This window comes from Paenibacillus sp. FSL R5-0475 (assembly GCF_038004585.1).
Lineage (GTDB): Bacteria > Bacillota > Bacilli > Paenibacillales > Paenibacillaceae > Paenibacillus_AQ.
Genome location: NZ_JBBORK010000001.1, coordinates 433,145 through 456,002, shown reverse-complemented (window position 1 = coordinate 456,002; position 22,858 = coordinate 433,145). Strand labels below are relative to the sequence as shown.

Sequence of the window (22,858 nt, the reverse complement as noted above, 5' to 3'; positions counted from 1 at the left end):
ATTATTTTAGGTGGATTAACGAGTGAATTCATGCATCACAAATAAAAAGGTTCTTGCTAGCCGAAGCTAGCAAGAACCTTAATCTTTAGTTTCATCCTCAGAACACCGACTTCTATTCGCCATTGCGGGCATCCTCACAGTATTCCGACTTTATCAGACCTATCTTTAAAAAGCTTCTTTATAGTGAGTCCAAATAAAACACAGCAAGTCAGTGCCGCACAAAAATCAGCAATAGGCTCAGCAATAATCACTGCATCTGTTTTCGGGCTAATAAATGTCGGGAGCAAAAGTACTAATGGAATAAGCAAGATAATCTTACGCAAGATCGCGATAAAAATAGAAACTCGTGCTTGTCCCAAAGCAATAAATACTTGTTGAAACGCTAATTGAATACCAAAAATACAAGTGCCAAGGAAAAATATCTTCATTAATCTAGCGGTCAGAGCCACAAGCTCAGGATTATTGGTAAAAATGATAATGGGCAGCTTCGGAACAAAAATGGCCACGCCCCACATCGACAATCCGAAAGCTGCGCAAAAAACACTGCAATATAAAATGGTAGATTTTACACGTGCGAAATCGCGAGCTCCATAATTATAGCTAATAATAGGCTGTGCCCCTTGTGCAAAACCAGATAACAACGTCCCAAATATTTGCATCAGCGTGCCCATAATCCCCATGGCAGCAACGTACATATCGCCTCCAAATTTAGCTAAGGACGTGTTAAATACAATTTGAATTAAACTTTCGGTCGACATCATAATAAACGGAGAAAGCCCCAATGCAAGTACACTTGCAGCTTCTTTAGGTTTAATGCGCATATTCGATAGACGCAAGCGCAGATGAGCTCGTTTAGAGATTAAGAACCCTAATACCCAAATAGCCGAAATAAATTGGGCAATTACAGTTGCCAACGCTGCACCCTTAATGCCCATATTCATCTCAAAAATAAAAATGGCGTCAAGGACGATATTCACAACCGCTCCAATACATACCGTGAGCATGGCTGTTTTGGCGTATCCTTGTGCTGCAATGAACGGATTCAATCCTAAAGAAATGAGCACCGCCACAGTTCCTAGAAGGTAAATGCTTAAAAAATCGTTGGCTAGCGGCAATGTATCGTGGCTCGCCCCGAATAACGTTAAGAATGGCGACTTAAAGATAAGAAACAAAGCGGTTAGGATTATGGATGCCATCAGCAGCATAGTAAAACAACTTCCCAGCAATTCTTCTGCTTTTTTATGTTCTCCTTCGCCCATCTTTATGGAAGCTAGGGGTGCCCCACCAGCTCCGATTAGAGCTGCAAATGCTGAAATCAACATAATAATCGGAAAAGATATCCCTATAGCGGATAAGGCTAGCGTTCCCCCCTCCTCCATTCTTCCAAGAAACATCCGGTCAACTACACTGTACATGGCATTGATTAGCTGAGCTATAACGGCAGGAATAGCCAATAAGAAAATAAGCTTGGGTATACTTTGGTTGGCAAAACGATCCTTCATTTGATTATTCATTTATTCATTTCCAATATAGCTTCTCGGAGGCTTTTAGGAAGCTTTTTGACAACCATATCGTAGGAATGGTCTATCATGTCAAAGACATCCGACGCTGGCAAGGAACCATCGATCATGATTGAATTCCAGTGCTTTTTGTTCATATGAAATCCCGGTCGAACGCAATCATGTTGCTCTCTTAAGTTCTCCGCAATGATCGGGTCACATTTTAGATTTAAGCGAACAACCCTCCCTGTTTCCTCAAAAATAAGTGCGAACATTTTATCAGCCACTTTGATGACCAATGGAGTAGGCCCAAACGGATGCTCCTGAGTCGCCCCTTTCTTTTTCAAACAATATTCGATGATGTTATTCTTCAACTCTCTCTCTCCTTTTCTGATCAAAGATCTGATCATTTCTGCCATTAACCACGTTTCTTAATTATATCATTTTGTTCACCCGAGCAGTTCCCACAATCATTTATAACAGAGAAAAGACCGTCTCCATCAGGAGCGGTCATAAAGTTCATTAATATATAAATAATAGTAATGCGACAACTTCTCTCAGAACACCCGCTTCTGATCCCGGTCATCAATAATAATCTGGACGGCTTCTTTAAACCGAATCGCATGAATAATTTCCCGCTCCCGCAGGAACTTAAGGCTATCCTGCAGATCCACATCATCCGTCATATCAATCAGCCACTGGTATGTAGCCCGAGCCTTTTCCTCCGCTGCAATGTCCTCATACAAATCTGCCAGCGGGTCACCCTTAGCTTGAATATAAGCCGTTGTAAACGGTACGCCTGAGGCATTATTGTAGAACAAGGCATGATCATGTGCTGCAAAATGCGGTCCTAATCCAGCTTCCTCTAATTCGCAAACCGACGCATCCTTTGTCAGCTTGTAGATCATCGTGGCAATCATCTCGAGGTGGGCGAATTCTTCTGTAGAAATATCGTTCAAAACGCCAATAACTTTATCCGGAATCGTGTATCTTTGATTCATATAGCGCAGGGCTGCGGCGAGCTCACCGTCGGCTCCTCCGTATTGCTCACTTAAATAACGCGCCATCCGGATATCACATTTACCGACCCGTACCGGATATTGCAGCTTCTTCTCATATATCCACATTCGGGAACTTCCCCTCCTCTAGAAACTTAGTTCCTTACAGTACACACTTCTTACACCTGCCAAGGCCAAGGAGCCTGATTCCATTCCCACGGACATTTCGAATAAGCGCGACCAAAATTCTGCAGCGGACCATATAATTCCTGAAATTGATTCGCTAGCTTGGTACGTTCCTGAGTCAGCTGATTAAATTGTTCAATACTTCTTAAATCATCTGGATGAGTGTTCAGATATAAGTTTAACTCCACCAAGGCAAAATCAAGAGTCTGCAGCTGTTCAAGCATTTCATAATATCGTTGATCGCAAGGGTTTGCCTCCATAGTCTACTTTCCTCCTCCTTTGCACTTAGATTCATACGGGCTGAACAGTGCTGGCCAGAGCGTGCCATACTTCAAAGCTTCCTGTAAACTAAACTGCGGAAGATCGGGTGGCTGAAAGTTAATGAACTGATTCGGTGGAACTACATATGTCTTGAATGGTACCGGTGGGCAAGGATCAAACGGGCCCCTAAACGGGGTATACCTCCGTAGCTGTGATTCCATTTTTCGTACCTCCTTTGTTCCTGTTCCTTGTTTATTACTCCCTTAGCTAACTTATGACAGCAGGACACATTATAAAACGTTATTTATAAAAAAAGCACTGGAGCAAGATTTGTCATGCAATTGCACAACAAATAAGCTGCCTTCGGAAAAGTACCGAAAACAGCTTATTATTTGGATCTTATTGAATATTAAGATCTAGACTTCACTTTTTTGACGAATCTTCGTGGGTAATCTCAAGGATATCCAACATAAAAACAAAGATGGGAATGCCAAGAAGAAGTCCCCAGACACCTATATAATGCTCAGAAAACAACAACACGATAAAGGTGTAGAACATCGGCAAATTCATTTTTGTGGACATCAACTTTGGGTTCAAGAAATACCCTTCGATAAAATGTAATACCGCAATAATCGCCAGCACATAAGTGACTGTTGTCAGACCGCCGATGTTGTAGCCGATGATTAAGAGCGGAATGAGCGAAATCAAAAAACCAACCACCGGAATGAGACTGAGCAGAAAAATCAAGATCGATAAGGCAAATAAATATGGGAAGTTAAGCAGCCACAAGCCAATAATAGTAAGACAGGTGTTGAATAAGGCAATGAGAATTTGCGCTTCAATTACTTTCCCAAAGGAAACGATGAATTTTCGGCTAAAATACTCCAGATCTATATAAAACCAGGCAATTCGGCTCTCTCTCATTCTAGAAGTGAAACTGACAACCCGGTTCTTCTCCAGAATAAACACAAAACTTAGAATGGTCGATATAACGAAAGTCGCACCCCAGTTGCTAACCTTCAACACATAATCGATACCTCTTTTGATGTAGGACTGATAGTTAAGGTCCCTGAGCATATCATACAAATACAATGTAATCTTGTTCTGCGGGAGATCTTCTGGTTTGAGATTGGTAAGGAAGATGGTTAATTGCTTAATCTGTTCCAATACTTTAGGGAGATATTTAGCAAGGGCCAGTACAATCACTGCGATTAAAGCGAGGTATAAAATGACAATAATCACCTTACTGTTAACCTTCATAAATTTACCAATTCGTTTACTAAGCAATGTCTGAAAGCTGTTCATGACAAAAGCAATCAAAAACGTCAGCAACACCAGATTAAGCATCCCTCGAATACTGAACAGCAGCAACCCGATAAGTGCGAGAATAAAAAAACGCCTGGTGGTTATATTCGCGTAGAATCGCTTCAATACATTCATAGATCTTGCTCCATTCGATTGCGATTAATATTGCTGATCATCCACTGGCTATAAAAAAGAAAACTTAGCCCCCACAAAAAAGCCGATGGAAACAAAAAGGAGTGACCAGGTTAGCGCTCCTGCAGTCGTTATGAGTATATATTTTTTGAAAGACATAGCACTGATTCCAGAGATATAGCTTGATACATGCCTCAGACCGGGAATGAAATAGGCAATGAAAATCGCCCAGTTGCCGAACCGCAAAAACCATCTTTTCATACTGGCAAAACGCTTGGGTGTAAGGCCAACCCACTTGCCGAATTTTTCTACCACAGGTTGCCCTAGTCTTAAACCAATGGTATAGCTGATAAGCATTCCTGTGATAGATCCCATGAAACAAACCAATACCGAAAGTGAAAAGTCCAAAACCATAACGGAGGATAAATAGCCTACAAACAGCATTAACACCTCATCCGGTACAGGAAGTCCGATAATCCCAAGTGCCATAAGGGCAAATATGGCTATATATCCGTACTGCGAAATGATTTCAATAATCCAAGGCATGGGTGTATCACTTCCTGTTGAAGGATTTTTTAAGTGACGGAAATGGAATACGACTGACCATCATTACAGACAGTATTGCCATTAATACGATGACCAGTCCTGGTTTCATGCGTTCATCTAGTAAAGAAATCATCGACAGAATGACTCCAGCAGCAGTAATGGGCATCCCCACGAACCCTTTGGAAGGCGCCGATAGATTAAACCTGGCCAAACGAAGTGCACCACAGATCAAAAAGAAAACTGAAGCTGCAGGTCCAATCCAGTGAGCATCTTCTAACCTGTACAATAAGATAAGGAAGGTTGGCGCTAAACCAAATGATATAATATCCGCCAATGAGTCCAATTGTTTACCGAATTCACTGGTACATTGCAGTATTCTTGCCAGTAATCCATCGAGTACATCGCAAATTGCCGCAAGCAATATCATTAATAAAGCCAGGCTGTATCGTTCTTGAATCGTGAAATACAAAGATAGTGATCCGAGCCCCAAGTTTGCAAGTGTGCACATTGAAGGCAACCAATTCAATTTCATACGATTTCACCCCTTTCATTGTAGTATTTTTGTTGATCCGTTTAACCTTCAAAGGTCACAGTAAAGCTGACGCCGTTCTCCGTATTTTTCACAGTATAAAGACAAGCGTGCATATCTAATATTCGCTTCGCAATGGAAAGCCCCAGACCTGTACCGCCAGTCATTCGACTGCGAGATGGCTCAGACCGATAGAACCGTTCCCAGATTTGCTCTAGCTGATCTTCGGGGATGGATTCTCCTATATTTTGAACAGTGAATACAATAGTCTGGGCATGACTCTCAATATTGACGGTGATAGAACTTCTTTCTTCCGCATGTCTGATAGCATTGGTCATAAAATTCAGCAGAACTTGTTCGATCCAGTTCACATCAGCATATATCGGTAATTCGTTTGCAGGGATAATGATGACCTCCAAATGTTTTTCACTCAGCAAGTGAACCAGCTTGTCCGTCACCTTTTCCGTCAGTTCACTTAACATAAAGGAAGTTTTCCGAAGTTTAATCGTGCCCGACTCCAACCGCGCTAGATCTAGCATATTTTTAACAAGAAACTCCATTTTATCTGCTTCCTCAATAATCACCTTAATGTAGTGATCCTGCTTGCCGGCGCTAACGCCATCTTCTAATCCCTCGGCAAAACCTTTGATAATACTGAGCGGTGTCTTCAATTCATGGGAGGCATTGGCAAAAAAGTCCTGCTGCATGATCTCCATTCTTTGTTTCTGCTCCATATCCTCAACTAGCTGCTGATTGGCCTCTCTTAACTCTCGTAAAGCAGAATCCAGACTTAATGATAAGGTGAACATGCTATTAGAAAGACTGCCTAGCTCATCCTTCTGCCGAATCGATGTGTCCCCTGTAAAGTCCAGAGAAACCATCCGTTTGGCTATGTTGTTTAACTTAATCAACGGTCGTGTTACCATTTTCGAAAAGAAGAGGGAAAGCACCAGAATCAGGACAATACCGCCAATCCCCAAATATAAAAAGAACCAACGCAACGCCTCATTAGAATCCTTAACTTCCTGTAACGAGGTCACTGTGAATAGTAATTCAATTTCTCCGGTACTTTGCTTAAGGGGCAGAATAATCACAGCATTGCGACTCCCACTCCAGGGAGCAATCCAGTCTTGCTTCTGTATTTTCAAATTCTTGAAGTCGTTTATCTGCGCCGGTGTCAAAGGAAACCATTCCTCTAGAGCTTCAAACAGTATTCCCTGGCGTGGATTCCATATTTTCAAATCAGGCAATACAATTTCTGTAACAGTACCTGAAGCGTGAATCATCCCAGTCTCTTCCGTATCCCCTATTGTTCCGGTCTCTTTTTTTGTAATACTTATAGGGTAGATGATAGCGGGTGAAGAACTGTCTTCATCCAGTAGTTCGCCTTCGATGCTGAGCTGATCATCTACTTTAATGTTCGCTGCTCTAAGCGCATCTCCGTACTGATTCATGAACAGGGATAAAGAAACAACCATACTCTTTCCATCATCATCGATTAACTTTATATGAAATGGATCTTCCGAATTCATCTTTCCATCCAGCTTCAAAATAACCATTTGTGTTTTATTCCGCAGCATAAACCGAACGAGCTCCTGAGAGGTTCGAGTACTTCCCCACGGCTCGCTTATATATCTTGCAGCAAAGCTCTTAAGATGTTTCTCCACGCGGTTTTCTTTTTGCTTCTGATAGAAATTGTCAAACAACAGCAATTGGCTTAGAATGACCATGCCATAAAAGCAGAGGAAAAAGATAACGGTCATCACAAACAGTTTAAAAGTAATTCCGCGTCTTCTCATGCCTCTTCCTCGAACATGTACCCTGTACCAATCACCGTACGAATAAACCGAGATTCATAACCCAATTTACTTCGCAGCTTCTTAATATGACTGTCCACAACTCTAGAATCTCCTTCAAATTCAATTCCCCAGATCCGACTAAGGATCGTATCTCTTGAAATGACAATCCCTTTATTTCGTATTAAAAGCCATAAAAGATCATATTCCTTAGGGGTAAGCTCCACTTCCGCATCTTCTACCTCTAAGCGATGAGCTAAGGTGTTAAACATCGCGGAACCAAATTTTATTATGCTGGATTCAGGCTGATGGGAGCCTTCAACACGCTTCATAAGTGCATTTGCCCGGGCTACCAGCACCTTTGGACTAAATGGCTTTGTAACATAATCATCCGCTCCTAATTCAAAGCCGTAGATTTTGTCGTCATCTGTAGACTTGGCGGTTAACAAAATGATAGGTACCGCTGATTTTTCACGAACTTCACGGCAGACTTCATAGCCATTCATAGCAGGCATCATGATATCCAAAATCAGCAGATCCGGCAGCAGTGAGTCAAACCAAACCAATGCATCTATTCCATTATCGGCTTCGAGTACTTCCCAATCATTCTGTATGAAGTAATCAGACACCAGTTCACGAATACGAATTTCATCCTCAACGAGAAGAAGCTTCTTTTTCAATCTAGACCCCGCTTTCAAACCATTTATAAATATTAGCATAGTCGAGTGTTATGTCCTTTATGTGTCCACAAAAAAACTCCCCCTGTCATGAGCCATGCCGCTCTAGCAGGAGGAGTTCATTTTATCCCTGATCACTCGGAACAATACGCACAATTTTCAATAGGTTATTCTTTATTTCCGTCCGGCTCTGATGGATTTTCTTCGTTCTCAATGGGGGGTTCCCGATGGATATTAATTCGAGTGATCCGCAATCTTGTCGATTCCTCGACTTCAAATATCACATCTTCTACTTTAACCCGTTTTCCTTTGGTTGGATTCCCCTCCAGCTCCTTAAACAACCAGCCACCAATGGAATCCACTTCATCATCCTCGATCACTACACCCGTAAGATCGTTGACATCTTCAATCAGCATCCGGCCTTCAACGGAAATATAATCACCATTACGCTCCACACTCGGACGCTCATCTTCGAATTCGTCATGCAGATCGCCTACGATTTCTTCCAGAATTTCTTCTGCTGTCAGTAGCCCGGCTGTACCGCCGTATTCATCGACAACTAGCGTTAGCTGAGCTTTATTCTTCTGCATAAAACGAAGCGTATGGCTAATCTCCATCGATTCCGGCACGTTAAGGATTGGTCGAACCAGCGTCGTAAGATCATTCTGCTGCTCAGGTGGAGCAAACAGCAGGTCGGTAATATGAATAAAACCAATAATACGGTCCTTGTCTTCAAAAGCAACCGGATAACGTGAATGTCTTGTTTCTGTAATAATCTTCATATTTTCTTCGAGCGAAAGATTGCTGTACAGCACATCCATATCCGTACGAGGCAACATGACTTCACGAGCGAGAAGATCAGAGAATTCAAAGATGTTATCCATCAGCTTCATCTCATCTTTATCAATGACACCACTCTTAGCACTCTGATTCATAAGAATACGAATTTCCTCTTCCGAGTGGGCTGCCTCACTCTCATTCGCGGGCTCAACACCCACTAAACGAAGCAATGCGTTCGCCGATGCATTCAGTATCCAGATAAAAGGCATAAAGAGATTATAGAAGAACATCAGCGGTGCCGAGAGTAGTAGCGCAGATCCTTCTGTTCTTTGAATCGCAAGCGATTTCGGTGCAAGCTCACCAAGTACAATATGTAAAAATGTAATAATCGAAAATCCGATAACAACAGAAACAGTAGAAATCAGAGTACCGTCGGTAATCCCCATTTTATACATTAACGGTTCAACGAGCAGCTCTGAAATGGCCGGCTCACCGACCCAGCCTAATCCCAGTGACGCGAGTGTAATCCCAAACTGGGTAGCAGATAAGTAAGAATCCAGTCTCTTATTTACCTTGAGTGCATATCCAGCCATTTTATTACCTTCACTGACAAGTTGGGTCAGACGAGACTGCCTGACCTTAACTAATGAGAACTCCGCTGCTACAAAAATACCGTTCAATAATACGAGCACCAGAACAAGCAAAAGATTAAGCATTAATCTCCCTACTTCAAATTCCGTATGCGCCACTTTAACAACGCCTCATTTCTACAGATTGATCGCTTTTCTAGTTTTGAAATCAACTTCCGGATAATACATATCCGCTACTAACAGGTTAGGTCCGCAACAACCTGCTGCATCGCAGTAACAATTCACCTTCTGGTTCAGCGGATGCTTCGTCTGCCAATCGATAAATATATCATCCAGTTTTTGGTTGTCTATGTTACCAAAGGCTGCGATATCAGCGAAATCTGTAACGAAAACATCTCCAGTAAACATATTTACGTTCACACGATTCCGACCATCCGGATCGTTACGAAGCGTAACATTCTTCTCTGCACGCATTCTACTTAGCAATTTCTGATCTTCTTCAAGGAAGCTGCAAGCAAAAAACGGAAGCGTGCCGAACAACATCCATACCTCTGGATCACGCTGGTCCAGTAACGAATGGATCGCTGTCCGCATTTCATTTAAAGATAACACTGGCAAAGCGGAAGCAAAGCTCGAATTGTACATCGGATGAACTTCATGGCGTTTTGCTCCCATGTCGAGAATCAGCTTATGAATTTCAGGCAGCTTAGTGTGGGTACGGTAATTAATCATAGTTTCCGCAGAAATTAACATACCATCCTCACTTAGTTGGCGAGAGTTCTCAATCATTGTATTATATAGCCGGTAAGCGGCTTCCTTGGCAACCGCATGACCACTGTTCGCAAAACCGACTTCATGAAAATCGTCACCGTTCACATAATTAAATGAAATATGCATAACGTCCAGATATGGAAGCAGCTTCTCATAACGGGAATACGGCATCGTCAGATTAGAATTAATTTGTGATCTGATTCCCCGCTCTTTGGCGTATTTCAACAATGGCACAATGATATTATCCACCGTTCCGGCGCGGAACATGGGCTCTCCGCCCGTAATACTAATAGTTTCTAGATGCTCAACTTCCTCTAAACGGTCTAGCATATTTTTAAGCGGTAGCATATCTCCTTCTTTGGAGGTTAGACTATCACCAACAGCACAGTGCTCACACCGCATATTGCATAAATTGGTTACAGTGAATTCCACACTCGTTAGCACATGGCGGCCATGCTTACGTAGAGAAGTGATTGGATCCCATGGATCGTAACTTGGCGACAGCTCCCTCGGTGAAGATGTTAATGGTCTTAAAACATTCATTTGCACTAGCTCCTTTAAATCTTATTCCTATTATTAACCCAAAATCATGAAGAAAGAACGATGACTTACCCTATATCATACCACGTTAGTCAAAAAAACTGCACTTATGATGTCTTTCTGGCCTTCTATACTTGCCCTACATTTCAAAAAAATAAAAGCAGCGAGACGAAAAATAGGCTTCCGACATATCTTCGGACAAGCCTAATCTTCTCTCCACGCTGCTATAAATAATCAATTTGGCGTTTCCAGAGAACCGCCTTGTTCTGCGACGTCAATAATAACAACGGAGAGGGCTTTACTAAGATCTCGTTCAAACGGTACGACTTTCTCTCCTTCAGGACCCGTAAGCACACGTACGGTGGGTCTGTGAGGCGTACTTGGATCTATTTTGACCACAACCCCGCTCTCCCCCGTACTGAGCTTCACCGTAAGCCCCAGCGGATAGATAGCTACGCGATCTCTAAACAACTCTAAATGCTTCTGCTCATATAAAGTACCGGAACCAACATAGAGGGCCTCAACGGCTTGATGTGGCAGCATAGCCTTTTTGTAGACTCTATTGGAGGTCATGGCATCGTAGGAGTCCGCTACACCCAGCCACTTGGCATATTCATGGATTTGGGGCCCTGTTAATCCGCGAGGATATCCGGAACCGTCAATGCGTTCATGATGCTGCAAGGCACAATGTGCTGCGAGCAGCGGGATATTCGGCTCCTCCTTTAGAATCTGAAACCCAATCTCGGTATGAGCCTGCATGTGGCGGAATTCTTCATCACTGAGCCTGCCGGGTTTCTGTACGATTTTTATCGGGATTTGTGTCTTCCCAATATCATGCAGCAGCGCGCCTAGCCCAATCACTCGAAGTTCCTCTTTACTATACCCGTGAGCAATACCTAGCACTAAAGTGTACAAGCAGACATTCAGGGAATGGACATATAAATAGTTATCAGCAGTGTGCATATCCATCAGCATGATCATCGGATCTTCTTGTAAAGACATATCGTCTAAAATGTTATCCATGATCTTAGAAAATTTTTTGTCCAGATGATACAGACCCTTGGTAATTCCTGAAGCCCCAGACATTTGCTGAAATTGATTACGAATCACCTTTAGCGCCTGATTGCGCGTCTCATCCTGTAGAATACCAGTAATCACAATATCGTCCGTGACAGAATCCTCTATGTAGATATAGCCGATATCAATTCTTGCAAGACGCTTGATCAATGCATCCGTAAGCTCCACCCCGTCCGCGAGTAGAGTTAGACCTTCATCATTATATATTTTTTTACCTAATTTCATGCCTGCTTGAAGCTGATTCACGGATACTAAACGCACTAAACTCACTCCTGCCTTTAACGGTAAAATGCTATTCTGTATTGAAATCCTTGGGTCACACGCTTTGTCTATACCGTTTCTATGGAAATTCAGACAGGTGTACCTTAAAGAAAATCAGATGTGTCTAGGTCTATGCCAACGGGCATTAACGCATAATAAACAACCAGAATACAGCAGCAAGAATAAATCGATAGATCGCGAAATGCGTTAATCGAATCTTTTGAATCCACTTCATAAACAAAATGACCACTAAATATGCCACTACAAAAGAAATCAGAAAACCAATTACAAAATAACCAATCGTCTCACTTGTGAAGTTTTTATACGAATCCAGCAGTTCATACCCGGAAGCCGCACACATAATAGGAATGGCTATGAGGAAGGAAAAATCCGCAGAAGCCTTATAGCTGACCCCGCTTAACATCCCCCCGGAAATAGTAGACCCGGAACGGGAGAAGCCCGGCCAAAGTACCGAAATAATCTGATACAATCCAATCGCGAGCGCCTGTCCGTAAGACAAATCATCCAGTTCGTGAGCAGTAATTCGTATTTTGCGTCTGTTCACCCATTCTGCAACAATCATTAGAATCCCTCCGGCCACAAGTGCCCAGAGTACAGTCGAAGCTCCAAAAAGACTTTTGATAAAATCGCGGGCAAAAAATGCCACAGCAAGTGCTGGGGCAATCCCGAGAATCACATGAATTAAGTTCAGACGGGATGCCGGCATAACGCCTCCTCTACCTGAACTACTACGTCCAATCCCTAGCAAATTGAGTACTCGCTTGCGGTAAACAAGTGCAATCGCCAAAATCGCCCCTAGTTGAATTACAATTTCATAAGTCTTCATAATCGAATCTTGCTCAGCGAAACCTAATAGCTTCGTGGTCAAGATCATGTGTCCGGTCGAAGATACAGGAATAAATTCAGTGATCCCTTCGACAATTGCTAAAATAATAGCTGTAATCGTGTCCATAATGTCCTCCTATTTTTGGGAATCTAGCACTGTTAAATGGAGTCTATAAGTGTAGATTATGAGCTGTCGGCCTTATTCAGACTTAGCCTCCCAGCGAGTGAGCATGCATTCATCGAGGCTGTTTGGATGCTGTAACTCCATCCGCAAGAGATCGCGCAAAAAATGTGGCAATAGAAACAAAGCATCCTTCCCATTCGCGATCGTCTCATAGCCGGCCCTGAAAGTAAACATGTCCAGCGTACCAACATTATACTCTCTTTCATCCTCCAGTGGGTTTCCTTCGACAAAAACTGCAACACTCTTATCATACGGTATCATTAGTGGGTCGTACAAGATTTTTAATCCATCTACTGCCAAGCTGCCCAGATGATTCCCGCGGAAACCGTACCCGTAAATGACCTTACTATAAAACTCCTCTGTAAGGCTCTGTTCCAAAGCTGTGCGAATATCTTTACCCTTCAGCTTAATGATGCAAGTATTGATGGGAGAAGGACAAAGTGCGTGCAGCATCCCTGTCGTAACCTCGCCTTCCGGCAATGGTCCTAGCAGCTGACCCGTGTTAACTAATGACATACTAGTTCCTGTAAATCTACGTACTGCTTGTGCCAAAAGATTGCCAAAGGGGGACTCTCCCCGCAAGTTCAAAGGAAGCTCACGGTCAGTAATCGCAGCGATCGTCTGAAGAGATTCTTGGCCATGCTTCAAATGAATAGCGACTGCAGGACCTATAACCTCCTCCTTCAGAAGGGGGTCAATAGGAATACATTCACCCGTCACTAAGCTGAAATCAGACTGAGGATCTAGTCGCTCAAATTGTAGGTGCCCGAGATACCGACCGAATTTCCCAGCACCGCATACGGCAGTACCATTAATCATAATAGGCTCTTCTAACAGATGATGCGTATGTCCACCAAGAATGGCATGTACGCCCTCTAACCGTTCTGCCAGAATTTTATCCGTAGGAAGTCCGAGATGAGATAGAACGATTAAAATATCCACCTGTGGCGCTAAAAGTAGGCATTGTTCCCGGAGTGCTGTCTCAGGATCTAAAGCATCCCAGCCCAAAAGGGAATAGAACGAAGTAAATGCCGCTGTTGCTCCGGTCACTCCAATTCTAATTCCATCCTTCTCCAAGACCGCATGACGCTTCATCCAGCTTGGTGGCTCTCCTGTCGAAGACTCTACAAAATTACAGCATACTACCGGACACTGTAACCCGGAAAAAATAGATGACAACATCTCCTGAGAGAAAGTGAGCCCCTCATTATTGCCAATGGTTACAGCATCATATCCTGTTAAGTTTAATACGTCGATGTTAGCCTGACCCATTGTGCCTTCTGTCTCAACAGCTGCACGATCCATATGATCACCAATATCCAGCAGCAGTACAGGCTCTTCTCCCGCTGCAGCCCTTTGTGCGGCGATTTCCGCTGCCACCGGACTTACCATTTCAAAATGGCTATGTATATCATTGGTATGAAGTATGGTCAGTCTTTGTGGCACATGCCCCATAAGCAACATTCCTCCTACCCTTGAGCTGCTCTTTAATGAAGCAGTCGGTGCGTGATCTTATAGAGCCTAGCATAACATTTTCAGACACATTATGGTATATTGAAGACATCAGATCATACATCAGAGGAGAATAAAAATGCATATTACTATCCGACTATTCGCGGGTCTGGCTGAGACAATCGGCTCTTCTTCTCTGTCCTTCCAAGCGACTGAGATTCCCTTAACAGCTGGCAAGCTGAAGGAGCTTCTATCTGCCTCTTATCCGAATGCAGCATCCCAAATTGGGGCTTCTTTAATTGCCATTGACCGGGAGTATGCTCCTGATGATTCTATCATCACAGCGTCTTCCGAAGTCGCACTTATTCCTCCAGTTTCCGGGGGAGAGAATGGCACTATATATGAAACTACTACTGATGGTCTCTATAGCATAACGGACCAGCCTTTAAATGCAGAGAAGCTTCTAGATGCCGTTCTTGACGTCAATCACGGAGCATCCTTATTATTTATCGGCACTACACGTGAAATGACCGGAGAACAACGTACAACCGCACTTCATTATGATGCCTATATTCCTATGGCCTTAAGTAAACTAGAGGAAATTGGTAAAGAGGTGAAGAACCGCTGGAACGCAAACTGCGCCATATCTCACCGCATTGGGCTTGTAGGTTTAAAGGAAGCAAGTGTTATCATTGCCGTCTCCACACCTCATCGCGATACCTGCTACGAAGCCAGTCGCTTTGCCATTGAACAATTGAAACAGACGGTTCCCGTTTGGAAAAAAGACATTAATGAATCGGGCCAACATTGGGTGAACTCTGATCAAAAAGCCAGCGATACAATCCACAAATAATCTTTTCTCCTTTTTGATTGAAAAATCTGAACTTTGTTGATATTCTGGATAAAATCGGATAAAAGGTGGCATAGGCATTGAGAGTACACGTCTCGGATCTAAAACCTGGTAATCACCTTAACGCGGACGCGTATAGTTCTAGGGGTTTACATGTACTACCAAAAGGATCACTGCTCCAAATAAATGATATCGCCAAGCTGATGCAGCTTGGAGTTGATTATGTTGATATTGAGACGTTAGAAGAAGAGGTATCACCCCTCAGCAGACCTTCAATTATTCAAACGGTGACCACTAGTTTTGATACCATGATTGACGGCTTCGAGTCTCTTTATATGGAAGCGTTATTAAAAGGAAGCTTCAACCAATCCGTGGTAAACGACATTCTTCAGCCTTCGCTTCAAACTTTGGACAAGCATAAAGATGTAGTGTCCCTCCTGCTTTTGCTAGATCGGGAAGATAACTATACCTATAATCACTCCCTTCAGGTAGGCATGCTCTCTTATTATATTGCGATATGGCTTGGTTATTCCAAACAAGAATGCTATGAAATTGGTCGTGCAGGCTATTTGATTGATATTGGAAAATGCCGAATTTCACCCTCTCTCTTGAATAAACCAGGGAAGCTAACGCCAGATGAGTTCGAGGAAATCAAACTACATACTAAGTACGGCTACGAAATTATACGTAATTCCATGGACGATTCTTACACAGCTTTGGCTGCGCTCCAACATCATGAGCGTGAGGACGGCTCTGGCTATCCGAGCGGTCTAACCAAATCTGATATTCATCCTTATGCACAAATTGCAGCTGTAGCTGACATTTATAGTGCGATGACTTCTAAACGAGTCTATCAGTCGAAGCAAGAGCTTATTTCCGTCCTGCGTGAAATAAACAATCTAAGTTTCGGTAAACTGAACGCTAAAACCGTTCAAGCCTTTATCCAGCATTTAATGCCCAACTTCATCGGCAAGCGTGTGTTGCTGAACACAGGTGATATTGGCGTAATTATTATGAACAATCTGGTCGATATTTTCCGACCACTGGTAAAGGTTGACGGAATGTTCGTGGACCTTTCCCGCGAACGGAACGTTGCCATTGTAGAAATTTACATGGACTAAGGCATTTCGATCCCTCCCAAACCCTCCCTTCCAAGGGAGGGCCCCAAGGGCTCCGCCCTCTGGACACCCGGAAGTTTGATGTATACTTGTGGCGATGGTGGATAGAAGGAACGCCTTGTGTAACCTCACCTTGAGGCTCCTGCTTTGCTGGCGCAAAGATCGGGGCCTCAAAGCTATCTTTCGAAATCCATGATCCCCCGTTTTCTTTCGGGGGATTTTTTCTGTTGTATTTTGCACAACAGAATTTATGTACGTAGAGCTGGATTGTAGTTCTGTTGTATTTTGTGCAATCAAAAATAAAGAAAACGTCTTTTATAAGCACATTTTCCTAATACTGTTGCACAAAGTGCAGTAGATGCTATTTTATGAGTGGATTCGGAGCTTTCTATTGTAAATACTGCAATAGAAAGCTCCGAATCCAGGTTCCTTATTCCTTACCTTCTTTAATCTGTACCTACCTAAATTCTTCCTTCCTACAAATCCCCAACAGATCCTCCCATTGCCCATAATCCTTAGTCAGTTGTACCCCTCCTATCATTAATCTCTTGATGATTGAATTACACTTTTCTTGGCGAGACTAATATGTGGTTTAAATATTTCTAGGAGGTAAAAAGTATGCTTCCAGTCCATGAACGTCTTGCCGAGCTATTCACTCTAAGTCGTCTACGCCAGCTTACAGCCTCCGAAGAAACGGAACAACAGCAATGCCTTCAGGTGAATGCCACTTACTGTTGGGAGATGGCACGACTACAGAATGAATTACTGTTAGCGGAACAAACAACGGATACACAGTGGCATCAGGATATTTGTGCCCAAATGTTTGAGCTACGTATAACGGGTAGATTACCTAAACGCCCGAAATAATTGGACGTACGATATAAAACAGCCCACTCCTCATTTGCTTTCGCAAGGGGAATGGGCTGTTGTTCTTTGCTATAGAAAGCGGAACTGCGCTTCTATTAATCCGTTATACACACCATCACGTGATGTCAGTTCTCGGTGGGTTCCTTCTTCTTTAATCTCACCATGGTCCAGAACGACTATTTTATCCGCATGGCGAATGGTAGATAGTCTATGAGCGACGATAAAGGAGGTCCGGCCCTGAAGTAAGATTTTGAGTGCCTCTTGAATCTTCAGCTCCGTCTCTGTATCAATACTTGCCGTAGCTTCATCAAGGATCAGAATCCGTGGATTCGCCAATAGTGCGCGGGCAAAGGAGAGCAGCTGACGCTGTCCCATGGACAAGGCACTACCACGCTCTTCTACCTCTGTCTCATACCCTCCAGGAAGCTTCATAATAAAGTCATGGGCATCTACTGCTTTCGCGGCATTTTCCACTTCTTCATCGGTAGCATCCAGTCGACCAAATCGGATATTATCGCGAATCGTTCCTGAGAAAATGAAGGTGTCCTGCAGCACGATTCCGATCTGCCTTCTCAGACTATCTAGAGTAACTTCACGGATATCTTCACCGTCAATCGTAATTCTTCCGCTCTTAATATCATAGAACCGGCCAATCAGGTTAATAATCGTACTTTTCCCCGAGCCAGTATGACCCACCAGCGCGATCGATTGCCCAGCTTTTACATCCAGATCGATGCCCTTTAAAGCCGCCCGACCTTTTTCATATTCAAAAACAACCTTATTAAAGTTAATATCTCCACGAATCGTTCCTAGTGGTTTAGCCCCTGGATTATCTTGAACCGAAGGCTGCTCATCCAAATATTCAAAGATCCGTTCTGAGGAGGCCATCGCTACCAGCAGCTGGTTATACATCTGCCCCAGACGGTTGATCGGGTCCCAGAAGTTGCTGACATAAGAACTGAACGCTACCAGCAAACCGACAGTAAGCTCGCCAGATTGGATGAGATACGCCCCTAACCAAAAGAGGATCATCGTTCCAAAACCACCAGTGATCTCGATCATCGGCCCGAAAGCTTGGTTCATCGCAGATGCTTTATTCCAGGACTTTTTACTATCTGTATTCATAAAATCGAAATAATTCATGTTTTCACGTTCTTGTGTATAGGCCTGTGTGACTCTGATCCCCTGAATCGATTCGTTCAAGTGAGAATTAATTCTAGAGTTCTTCATCCGCACATCCTGCCAAGCGATCCGAATCTTCTGCCGTAGCTTAGTAGAAATAAAGAACATGATCGGAACCGTAACCATTACTGCAAGACCAAGTTTCCAGTTGATCAATAACAGAATAATGGTAATCCCTAAAAGCTGTACACAGTCAATCATCAGATTGACTACCCCGTTCGTGAACAAATCCTGCAGTGAGTTGATATCATTCGTCACACGTACTAATACCGAACCTGCTGGGCGTTTATCGAAGAAGTTAAAAGAGAGCTTCTGAATATGCTTGAACAAGTCAGAACGCAAGTCATAAATGACTCTTTGTCCAATGATGTTCGTGTACTTAATCCGGTACACACCTGCAATCCATTGAATGAGATATAAGACAATGACACCTGCGGTAAGCGAATAAAGAAGTGTTAAGCTTGGATTCCCAACCTTAGGCGCTATAGCACGGTCGATAGCTAAACTTGTCAAGAAAGGAACGGTCAGCTTCGTAATGGTTCCCAGAATCATCATGATAGAAACCAGTGGAAGCATCTGTTTGGCGTAAGGCTTCATATAGCTGAATAATCTGGTGAACTGCTTCCAGTCAAACGCTTTGTCGATCACATCATCATCTTTGTACACGAAACGTTCGTCAAGTGTCTTCTGCTCGGCTGCTTTACGCTTTGCTCCCGAAGCGGTGTTCTGTTTGGCTTCAAGTTTCATATGCCTCACTCCTCCCCTCTTCCGGTAGCTCTGGCCAGATAGTCAGCATATTGTATCCGGTATACATCTTGGTATGGACCCGGAACTTCAATTAGCTCCTGATGAGTACCACGCTGCTGAACATGACCTTCGTTCATAACAATGATCTGATCCGCATGTCGCAAGGAGGATATCCGATGGGCAATTATAAGTGTTGTACGCCCATTCATGACCTCCTGGAATCCCGCTTGAATCTCATGTTCCGTTTCCATATCGACCGCACTGGTCGCATCGTCGAGGATGAGGATACGCGGATTCTTAAGCAGGGCTCTTGCGATCGCAATCCGCTGCTTTTGTCCGCCAGAGAGACCCATCCCGCGTTCACCCACTACAGTGTCATATCCGTCTGCCATCTCCATAATGAAATCATGCGCCTTTGCCAGCTGTGCAGCACGGATAATCTCCTCCATGCTTACATTTTTCAAGCCATACGAAATATTGTTGCGGATGGATGAGGAGAACAGGAATGTTTCCTGGAATACGGTGGCAATCTGTGACCGCAGGCTGCGCACACTGTACTCTCTAATATCAATGCCATCCAGCGTAATACTCCCTTCATTGACATCATAAGCACGCATCATCAGTTGAGTAATAGTGGATTTACCTGAACCTGTGCCTCCAAGAAATCCGATAATTTCACCTGATTTAGCTTCAAAATGGATGTCAGTAACAGCAGGCATTTTGTTCCCGTACGCAAAGGTGACATGATTAAAGGCAACGTCCCCCTTAACCTCGGAAGGCACCAGTTCACGGGCATCCTCTTTATCCTTGACATCAATTTTTTGATTAAGTACTTCAAGTACACGTTCTCCCGAAGCTTTGGACTGTGTATAGTTATTAATATGAAAGCCTAGACCCCATACCGGTCCAATGATGTACCAAATCAAACTGAAGAAGGCAACCAATTCACCTAGTGACATTTTCCCGTTAATGACGAGTGTACCACCTACGCCTAACAGGATAGCTATACTTACCGATGCTAAAAGCTCCATGACAGGAAAAAACTTACTCCAGAGCTCAGCGGCAAAAATCTGATTATTCTTATAACGTTCATTACGGTGTGAGAACTTTTCAACTTCGTGAGCCTCTCTAGCAAACGATTTGACAGTTCGCACACCCGTGATATTCTCCTGTACAGCCGTTGTCAGAGAACTCAGCGCAAGGCGCATCTCTTGGAAGGCCGGATGAATCTTGGACTCAAATCTTAAAGCTACTGCTGCCAGAAATGGCATAGTAATCAAAGTAACCAATGTTAGCTGCCAATTAATGGTGAACATCATGATAGAACCAAAGAGCACCATAAAAAACACATTTAGCAACTGAGCAAAACCAAAACCGATAAAGTTCCGAATCGCTTCCAAATCCCCGGTCAGCCGGGACATCAGATCTCCTGTTTTCGCGGTATCATAATAACGGAAAGATAGAAATTGTAATTTCTCATAACAAGCGTTACGTAGCCGATATGCTAGAAAATTACCTAACCGCCCTCCAAAAAAACCATGTGCAAATTGCAGGCATGCTTTTACGATTACTACAGCTAACACACTGAGAGCCAACACGGGCACCTCTTTAAACTTGAGTGGAACAATTACTTCATCGATGAGCTTCCTTAACAAATTGGGGGTAATTAGCCCCACTGCAGTTGCGGCGGCCAAGCATACAATCGAAAGAATCAAATAATGTAGCTTCTCTCGGTAATAGCCTCGCAGTTGCCTGAGAACATCCATATCTCTCCTCCTTAAAGCTTTACGAAGTAAAGCTGCTTCGTAAGCATAGACTTAGCTTAGCTTTACAAAATAAAGCTATTTTTTAGCGCTTTCAATTTTAGTGACTTTAAGCAGTGTATCATCCCTAATTTAAAGCGGCAAAGGGTAGAATTGAGCGTTTATCCTGTTATTTCGGAAAAAAGACCCATATATAGGTGATAAACGACCATCATTGTCTTAAAATACTCGAGTTTCCTCCTTAATGCTGTTGAATTAAGAAACATCATGATCCTTGATGTGATCGCCCCCTCCAAAATAAACTTTTATCAAGCTTTTTTGCATAAAATTTGGATTTAACCCTCTAGAATGAAAACCCCACTTCAATTTCCAATAAAAAATACGTATTCGAGTGACTTGAGCATAAAAGCATCAAGATCACTGCGAATACGTATTTTGTATTACTTATTAGAATGAAGCCGGAACCTTGAAGATCAAGGTTAACCGATACTTCCTTCCATTTCGAATTTTATCAAACGGTTCATTTCGACCGCATATTCCATCGGCAGTTCTTTGGTGAACGGCTCGATGAAGCCCATAACGATCATTTGAGTTGCCTCAGCTTCTGTTAGGCCGCGGCTCATTAGATAGAACAGCTGCTCCTCAGAAACTTTGGATACCGTTGCTTCGTGCTCAAGCACGATGTTATCGTTCATGATTTCATTGTAAGGAATCGTATCCGAAGTGGATTCGTTATCCAAAATGAGCGTATCACATTTGATGTTCGATTTCGCACCTTCTGCCTGACGGCCAAAGGAAGCAAGACCACGATAAGTTACTTTACCACCGTGCTTACTGATCGATTTCGATACAATGGTGGATGTTGTGTCTGGAGCCAAATGGATCATCTTGGCACCCGCATCCTGATGCTGGCCTTTACCCGCTACCGCGATGGACAGTACTGAACCTTTAGCTCCACGGCCTTTAAGAACAACCGCAGGGTATTTCATAGTCAGCTTGGAACCGATGTTGCCATCGACCCATTCCATCGTTGCATTCTCTTCTGCAACCGCACGTTTAGTAACGAGGTTGTAGATGTTTGGAGCCCAGTTCTGAATCGTAGTATAACGAACGCGTGAGTTCTTCATACACAAGATTTCAACAACTGCACTGTGCAGAGAATTCGTGCTGTAGATTGGCGCTGTACAGCCTTCTACATAATGCACGAAGCTATCTTCGTCAGCGAGGATCAAGGTACGCTCAAATTGTCCCATGTTCTCGGAGTTAATACGGAAGTAAGCCTGCAAAGGAACTTCACATTTCACACCTTTAGGAACGTAGATGAAGCTTCCGCCTGACCAAACTGCACTGTTAAGTGCTGCAAATTTATTATCGGTTGGAGGGATGATCGTCCCGAAGAACTTCTTAAGAAGTTCTGGATGTTCACGCAGTGCAGTATCGGTATCTGTAAAAATAACCCCTTGATCTTCAAGGCTCTTCTGCATGCTGTGGTATACAACCTCAGATTCATATTGTGCCGATACGCCGGCGAGGAACTTCTGTTCCGCTTCAGGAATACCCAGCTTATCAAAGGTTTCCTTGATTTCGGAAGGAACTTCTTCCCAAGTCTTCCCTTGTTTCTCGGAAGGTCTTACATAATATTGAATATCCTCAAAATCTAAATCATCCATATTGCCGCCCCATGTAGGCATCGGCATTTTACGGAACTGTTCAAGGGATTTTAAGCGGAAATCAAGCATCCACTGTGGTTCATTTTTGATTGCTGAAATTTCTTTAACAATTTCGGCCGTCAAACCTTTACCAGACTGGAATATCGACTTATGCTCATCACGGAACCCGTATTGGTACTCTTCCATATCAGGCGCTTTCTTAGCCATGGTGTCAGCCTCCTTGTTCTACTG

21 protein-coding genes are annotated in these 22,858 nt (G+C 43.3%); 3 read left to right on the top strand and 18 right to left on the bottom strand.

Annotation, left to right across the window (positions count from 1 at the left end):
* Nucleotides 1–134: 134 nt before the first annotated feature.
* The 15 genes from MKX41_RS01785 to MKX41_RS01715 form a co-directional block, all read right to left on the bottom strand.
* A complete protein-coding gene (locus MKX41_RS01785; RefSeq protein ID WP_340968358.1) occupies nt 135–1,514 on the bottom strand; it encodes an MATE family efflux transporter in 1,380 nt (459 codons plus the stop codon).
* A complete protein-coding gene (locus tag MKX41_RS01780) occupies nt 1,511–1,873 on the bottom strand; it encodes an MmcQ/YjbR family DNA-binding protein (protein ID WP_340968357.1) in 363 nt (120 codons plus the stop codon). The genes MKX41_RS01785 and MKX41_RS01780 overlap by 4 nt, the downstream gene beginning before the upstream one ends.
* A 183-nt stretch (nt 1,874–2,056) precedes the next feature.
* Complete coding sequence (locus MKX41_RS01775; protein ID WP_149645896.1) at nt 2,057–2,626, bottom strand: manganese catalase family protein; 570 nt, start codon at nt 2,624–2,626, stop codon at nt 2,057–2,059.
* A gap of 50 nt (nt 2,627–2,676) precedes the next feature.
* Nucleotides 2,677–2,943 (bottom strand): spore coat protein CotJB, encoded by a 267-nt coding sequence (locus tag MKX41_RS01770; RefSeq protein ID WP_042186389.1) that lies wholly within the window; start codon nt 2,941–2,943, stop codon nt 2,677–2,679.
* A gap of 3 nt (nt 2,944–2,946) precedes the next feature.
* Nucleotides 2,947–3,165 (bottom strand): spore coat associated protein CotJA, encoded by a 219-nt coding sequence (locus MKX41_RS01765; protein WP_042186387.1) that lies wholly within the window; start codon nt 3,163–3,165, stop codon nt 2,947–2,949.
* 202 nt (nt 3,166–3,367) lie between these two features.
* Nucleotides 3,368–4,384, bottom strand: coding sequence for an AI-2E family transporter (locus tag MKX41_RS01760; protein ID WP_042186385.1), 1,017 nt, complete (start codon nt 4,382–4,384; stop codon nt 3,368–3,370).
* A gap of 48 nt (nt 4,385–4,432) precedes the next feature.
* Nucleotides 4,433–4,927 carry a DedA family protein gene (locus MKX41_RS01755; RefSeq protein WP_149645894.1) on the bottom strand — a complete coding sequence of 165 codons (495 nt, stop codon included), beginning with the start codon at nt 4,925–4,927 and terminating at the stop codon, nt 4,433–4,435.
* Nucleotides 4,928–4,934: 7 nt separating this feature from the next.
* Entirely contained in the window at nt 4,935–5,459 is a 525-nt protein-coding gene (gene pssA, locus MKX41_RS01750) for a CDP-diacylglycerol--serine O-phosphatidyltransferase (RefSeq protein ID WP_149645893.1), read from the bottom strand.
* A 41-nt stretch (nt 5,460–5,500) separates the two neighbouring features.
* Entirely contained in the window at nt 5,501–7,255 is a 1,755-nt protein-coding gene (locus MKX41_RS01745) for a sensor histidine kinase (RefSeq protein ID WP_340968355.1), read from the bottom strand.
* The gene (locus tag MKX41_RS01740; RefSeq protein WP_042186377.1) at nt 7,252–7,932 is read right to left on the bottom strand and encodes a response regulator transcription factor; all 681 of its coding nucleotides are present in this window, start codon (nt 7,930–7,932) and stop codon (nt 7,252–7,254) included. Before MKX41_RS01740 ends, MKX41_RS01745 begins: the two co-directional genes overlap by 4 nt.
* A 164-nt stretch (nt 7,933–8,096) precedes the next feature.
* On the bottom strand, nt 8,097–9,425 hold the full coding sequence (locus MKX41_RS01735) for a hemolysin family protein (protein WP_042193528.1): 1,329 nt from the start codon (nt 9,423–9,425) through the stop codon (nt 8,097–8,099).
* A 51-nt stretch (nt 9,426–9,476) separates the two neighbouring features.
* The gene (yfkAB, locus tag MKX41_RS01730; protein WP_149645890.1) at nt 9,477–10,613 is read right to left on the bottom strand and encodes a radical SAM/CxCxxxxC motif protein YfkAB; all 1,137 of its coding nucleotides are present in this window, start codon (nt 10,611–10,613) and stop codon (nt 9,477–9,479) included.
* Nucleotides 10,614–10,844: 231 nt separating this feature from the next.
* The gene (locus MKX41_RS01725) at nt 10,845–11,948 is read right to left on the bottom strand and encodes an HD-GYP domain-containing protein (RefSeq protein WP_042186374.1); all 1,104 of its coding nucleotides are present in this window, start codon (nt 11,946–11,948) and stop codon (nt 10,845–10,847) included.
* 145 nt (nt 11,949–12,093) lie between these two features.
* Nucleotides 12,094–12,921, bottom strand: a complete 828-nt coding sequence (locus tag MKX41_RS01720; RefSeq protein WP_042186371.1) for an undecaprenyl-diphosphate phosphatase — start codon at nt 12,919–12,921, stop codon at nt 12,094–12,096.
* Between the two features lie 72 nt (nt 12,922–12,993).
* The gene (locus tag MKX41_RS01715) at nt 12,994–14,433 is read right to left on the bottom strand and encodes a bifunctional metallophosphatase/5'-nucleotidase (protein ID WP_340968351.1); all 1,440 of its coding nucleotides are present in this window, start codon (nt 14,431–14,433) and stop codon (nt 12,994–12,996) included.
* Between the two features lie 136 nt (nt 14,434–14,569).
* On the opposite strand from MKX41_RS01715, the gene MKX41_RS01710 reads away from it, so the two are divergent.
* The 3 genes from MKX41_RS01710 (at nt 14,570) to MKX41_RS01700 (ending at nt 17,265) form a co-directional block, all read left to right on the top strand.
* On the top strand, nt 14,570–15,283 hold the full coding sequence (locus MKX41_RS01710) for a molybdenum cofactor biosynthesis protein (RefSeq protein WP_340968350.1): 714 nt from the start codon (nt 14,570–14,572) through the stop codon (nt 15,281–15,283).
* Nucleotides 15,284–15,360: 77 nt separating this feature from the next.
* On the top strand, nt 15,361–16,401 hold the full coding sequence (locus MKX41_RS01705) for an HD-GYP domain-containing protein (RefSeq protein WP_076284183.1): 1,041 nt from the start codon (nt 15,361–15,363) through the stop codon (nt 16,399–16,401).
* Between the two features lie 615 nt (nt 16,402–17,016).
* Nucleotides 17,017–17,265, top strand: coding sequence for a DUF7667 family protein (locus MKX41_RS01700; RefSeq protein WP_340968349.1), 249 nt, complete (start codon nt 17,017–17,019; stop codon nt 17,263–17,265).
* Nucleotides 17,266–17,334: 69 nt separating this feature from the next.
* Here MKX41_RS01700 and MKX41_RS01695 read toward each other — a convergent pair whose 3' ends face one another.
* From MKX41_RS01695 to sufB, 3 genes are all read right to left on the bottom strand, one after another.
* The gene (locus MKX41_RS01695; RefSeq protein WP_042186361.1) at nt 17,335–19,194 is read right to left on the bottom strand and encodes an ABC transporter ATP-binding protein; all 1,860 of its coding nucleotides are present in this window, start codon (nt 19,192–19,194) and stop codon (nt 17,335–17,337) included.
* 5 nt (nt 19,195–19,199) lie between these two features.
* On the bottom strand, nt 19,200–20,960 hold the full coding sequence (locus MKX41_RS01690; RefSeq protein WP_042186359.1) for an ABC transporter ATP-binding protein: 1,761 nt from the start codon (nt 20,958–20,960) through the stop codon (nt 19,200–19,202).
* Between the two features lie 476 nt (nt 20,961–21,436).
* Complete coding sequence (gene sufB, locus MKX41_RS01685; RefSeq protein ID WP_042186357.1) at nt 21,437–22,834, bottom strand: Fe-S cluster assembly protein SufB; 1,398 nt, start codon at nt 22,832–22,834, stop codon at nt 21,437–21,439.
* Nucleotides 22,835–22,858 lie beyond the last annotated feature (24 nt).

What these genes read in the sequence shown, in the direction of transcription:
- MKX41_RS01785 (WP_340968358.1), bottom strand. Translation starts at nt 1,514, where the DNA reads ATGAATAATCAAATGAAGGATCGTTTTGCCAACCAAAGTATACCCAAG.
- MKX41_RS01775 (WP_149645896.1), bottom strand. Translation starts at nt 2,626, where the DNA reads ATGTGGATATATGAGAAGAAGCTGCAATATCCGGTACGGGTCGGTAAA.
- MKX41_RS01770 (WP_042186389.1), bottom strand. Translation starts at nt 2,943, where the DNA reads ATGGAGGCAAACCCTTGCGATCAACGATATTATGAAATGCTTGAACAG.
- MKX41_RS01765 (WP_042186387.1), bottom strand. Translation starts at nt 3,165, where the DNA reads ATGGAATCACAGCTACGGAGGTATACCCCGTTTAGGGGCCCGTTTGAT.
- MKX41_RS01760 (WP_042186385.1), bottom strand. Translation starts at nt 4,384, where the DNA reads ATGAATGTATTGAAGCGATTCTACGCGAATATAACCACCAGGCGTTTT.
- MKX41_RS01755 (WP_149645894.1), bottom strand. Translation starts at nt 4,927, where the DNA reads ATGCCTTGGATTATTGAAATCATTTCGCAGTACGGATATATAGCCATA.
- pssA (WP_149645893.1), bottom strand. Translation starts at nt 5,459, where the DNA reads ATGAAATTGAATTGGTTGCCTTCAATGTGCACACTTGCAAACTTGGGG.
- MKX41_RS01745 (WP_340968355.1), bottom strand. Translation starts at nt 7,255, where the DNA reads ATGAGAAGACGCGGAATTACTTTTAAACTGTTTGTGATGACCGTTATC.
- MKX41_RS01735 (WP_042193528.1), bottom strand. Translation starts at nt 9,425, where the DNA reads ATGCTTAATCTTTTGCTTGTTCTGGTGCTCGTATTATTGAACGGTATT.
- yfkAB (WP_149645890.1), bottom strand. Translation starts at nt 10,613, where the DNA reads ATGAATGTTTTAAGACCATTAACATCTTCACCGAGGGAGCTGTCGCCA.
- MKX41_RS01720 (WP_042186371.1), bottom strand. Translation starts at nt 12,921, where the DNA reads ATGGACACGATTACAGCTATTATTTTAGCAATTGTCGAAGGGATCACT.
- MKX41_RS01715 (WP_340968351.1), bottom strand. Translation starts at nt 14,433, where the DNA reads ATGGGGCATGTGCCACAAAGACTGACCATACTTCATACCAATGATATA.
- MKX41_RS01710 (WP_340968350.1), top strand. Translation starts at nt 14,570, where the DNA reads ATGCATATTACTATCCGACTATTCGCGGGTCTGGCTGAGACAATCGGC.
- MKX41_RS01700 (WP_340968349.1), top strand. Translation starts at nt 17,017, where the DNA reads ATGCTTCCAGTCCATGAACGTCTTGCCGAGCTATTCACTCTAAGTCGT.
- MKX41_RS01695 (WP_042186361.1), bottom strand. Translation starts at nt 19,194, where the DNA reads ATGAAACTTGAAGCCAAACAGAACACCGCTTCGGGAGCAAAGCGTAAA.
- MKX41_RS01690 (WP_042186359.1), bottom strand. Translation starts at nt 20,960, where the DNA reads ATGGATGTTCTCAGGCAACTGCGAGGCTATTACCGAGAGAAGCTACAT.
- sufB (WP_042186357.1), bottom strand. Translation starts at nt 22,834, where the DNA reads ATGGCTAAGAAAGCGCCTGATATGGAAGAGTACCAATACGGGTTCCGT.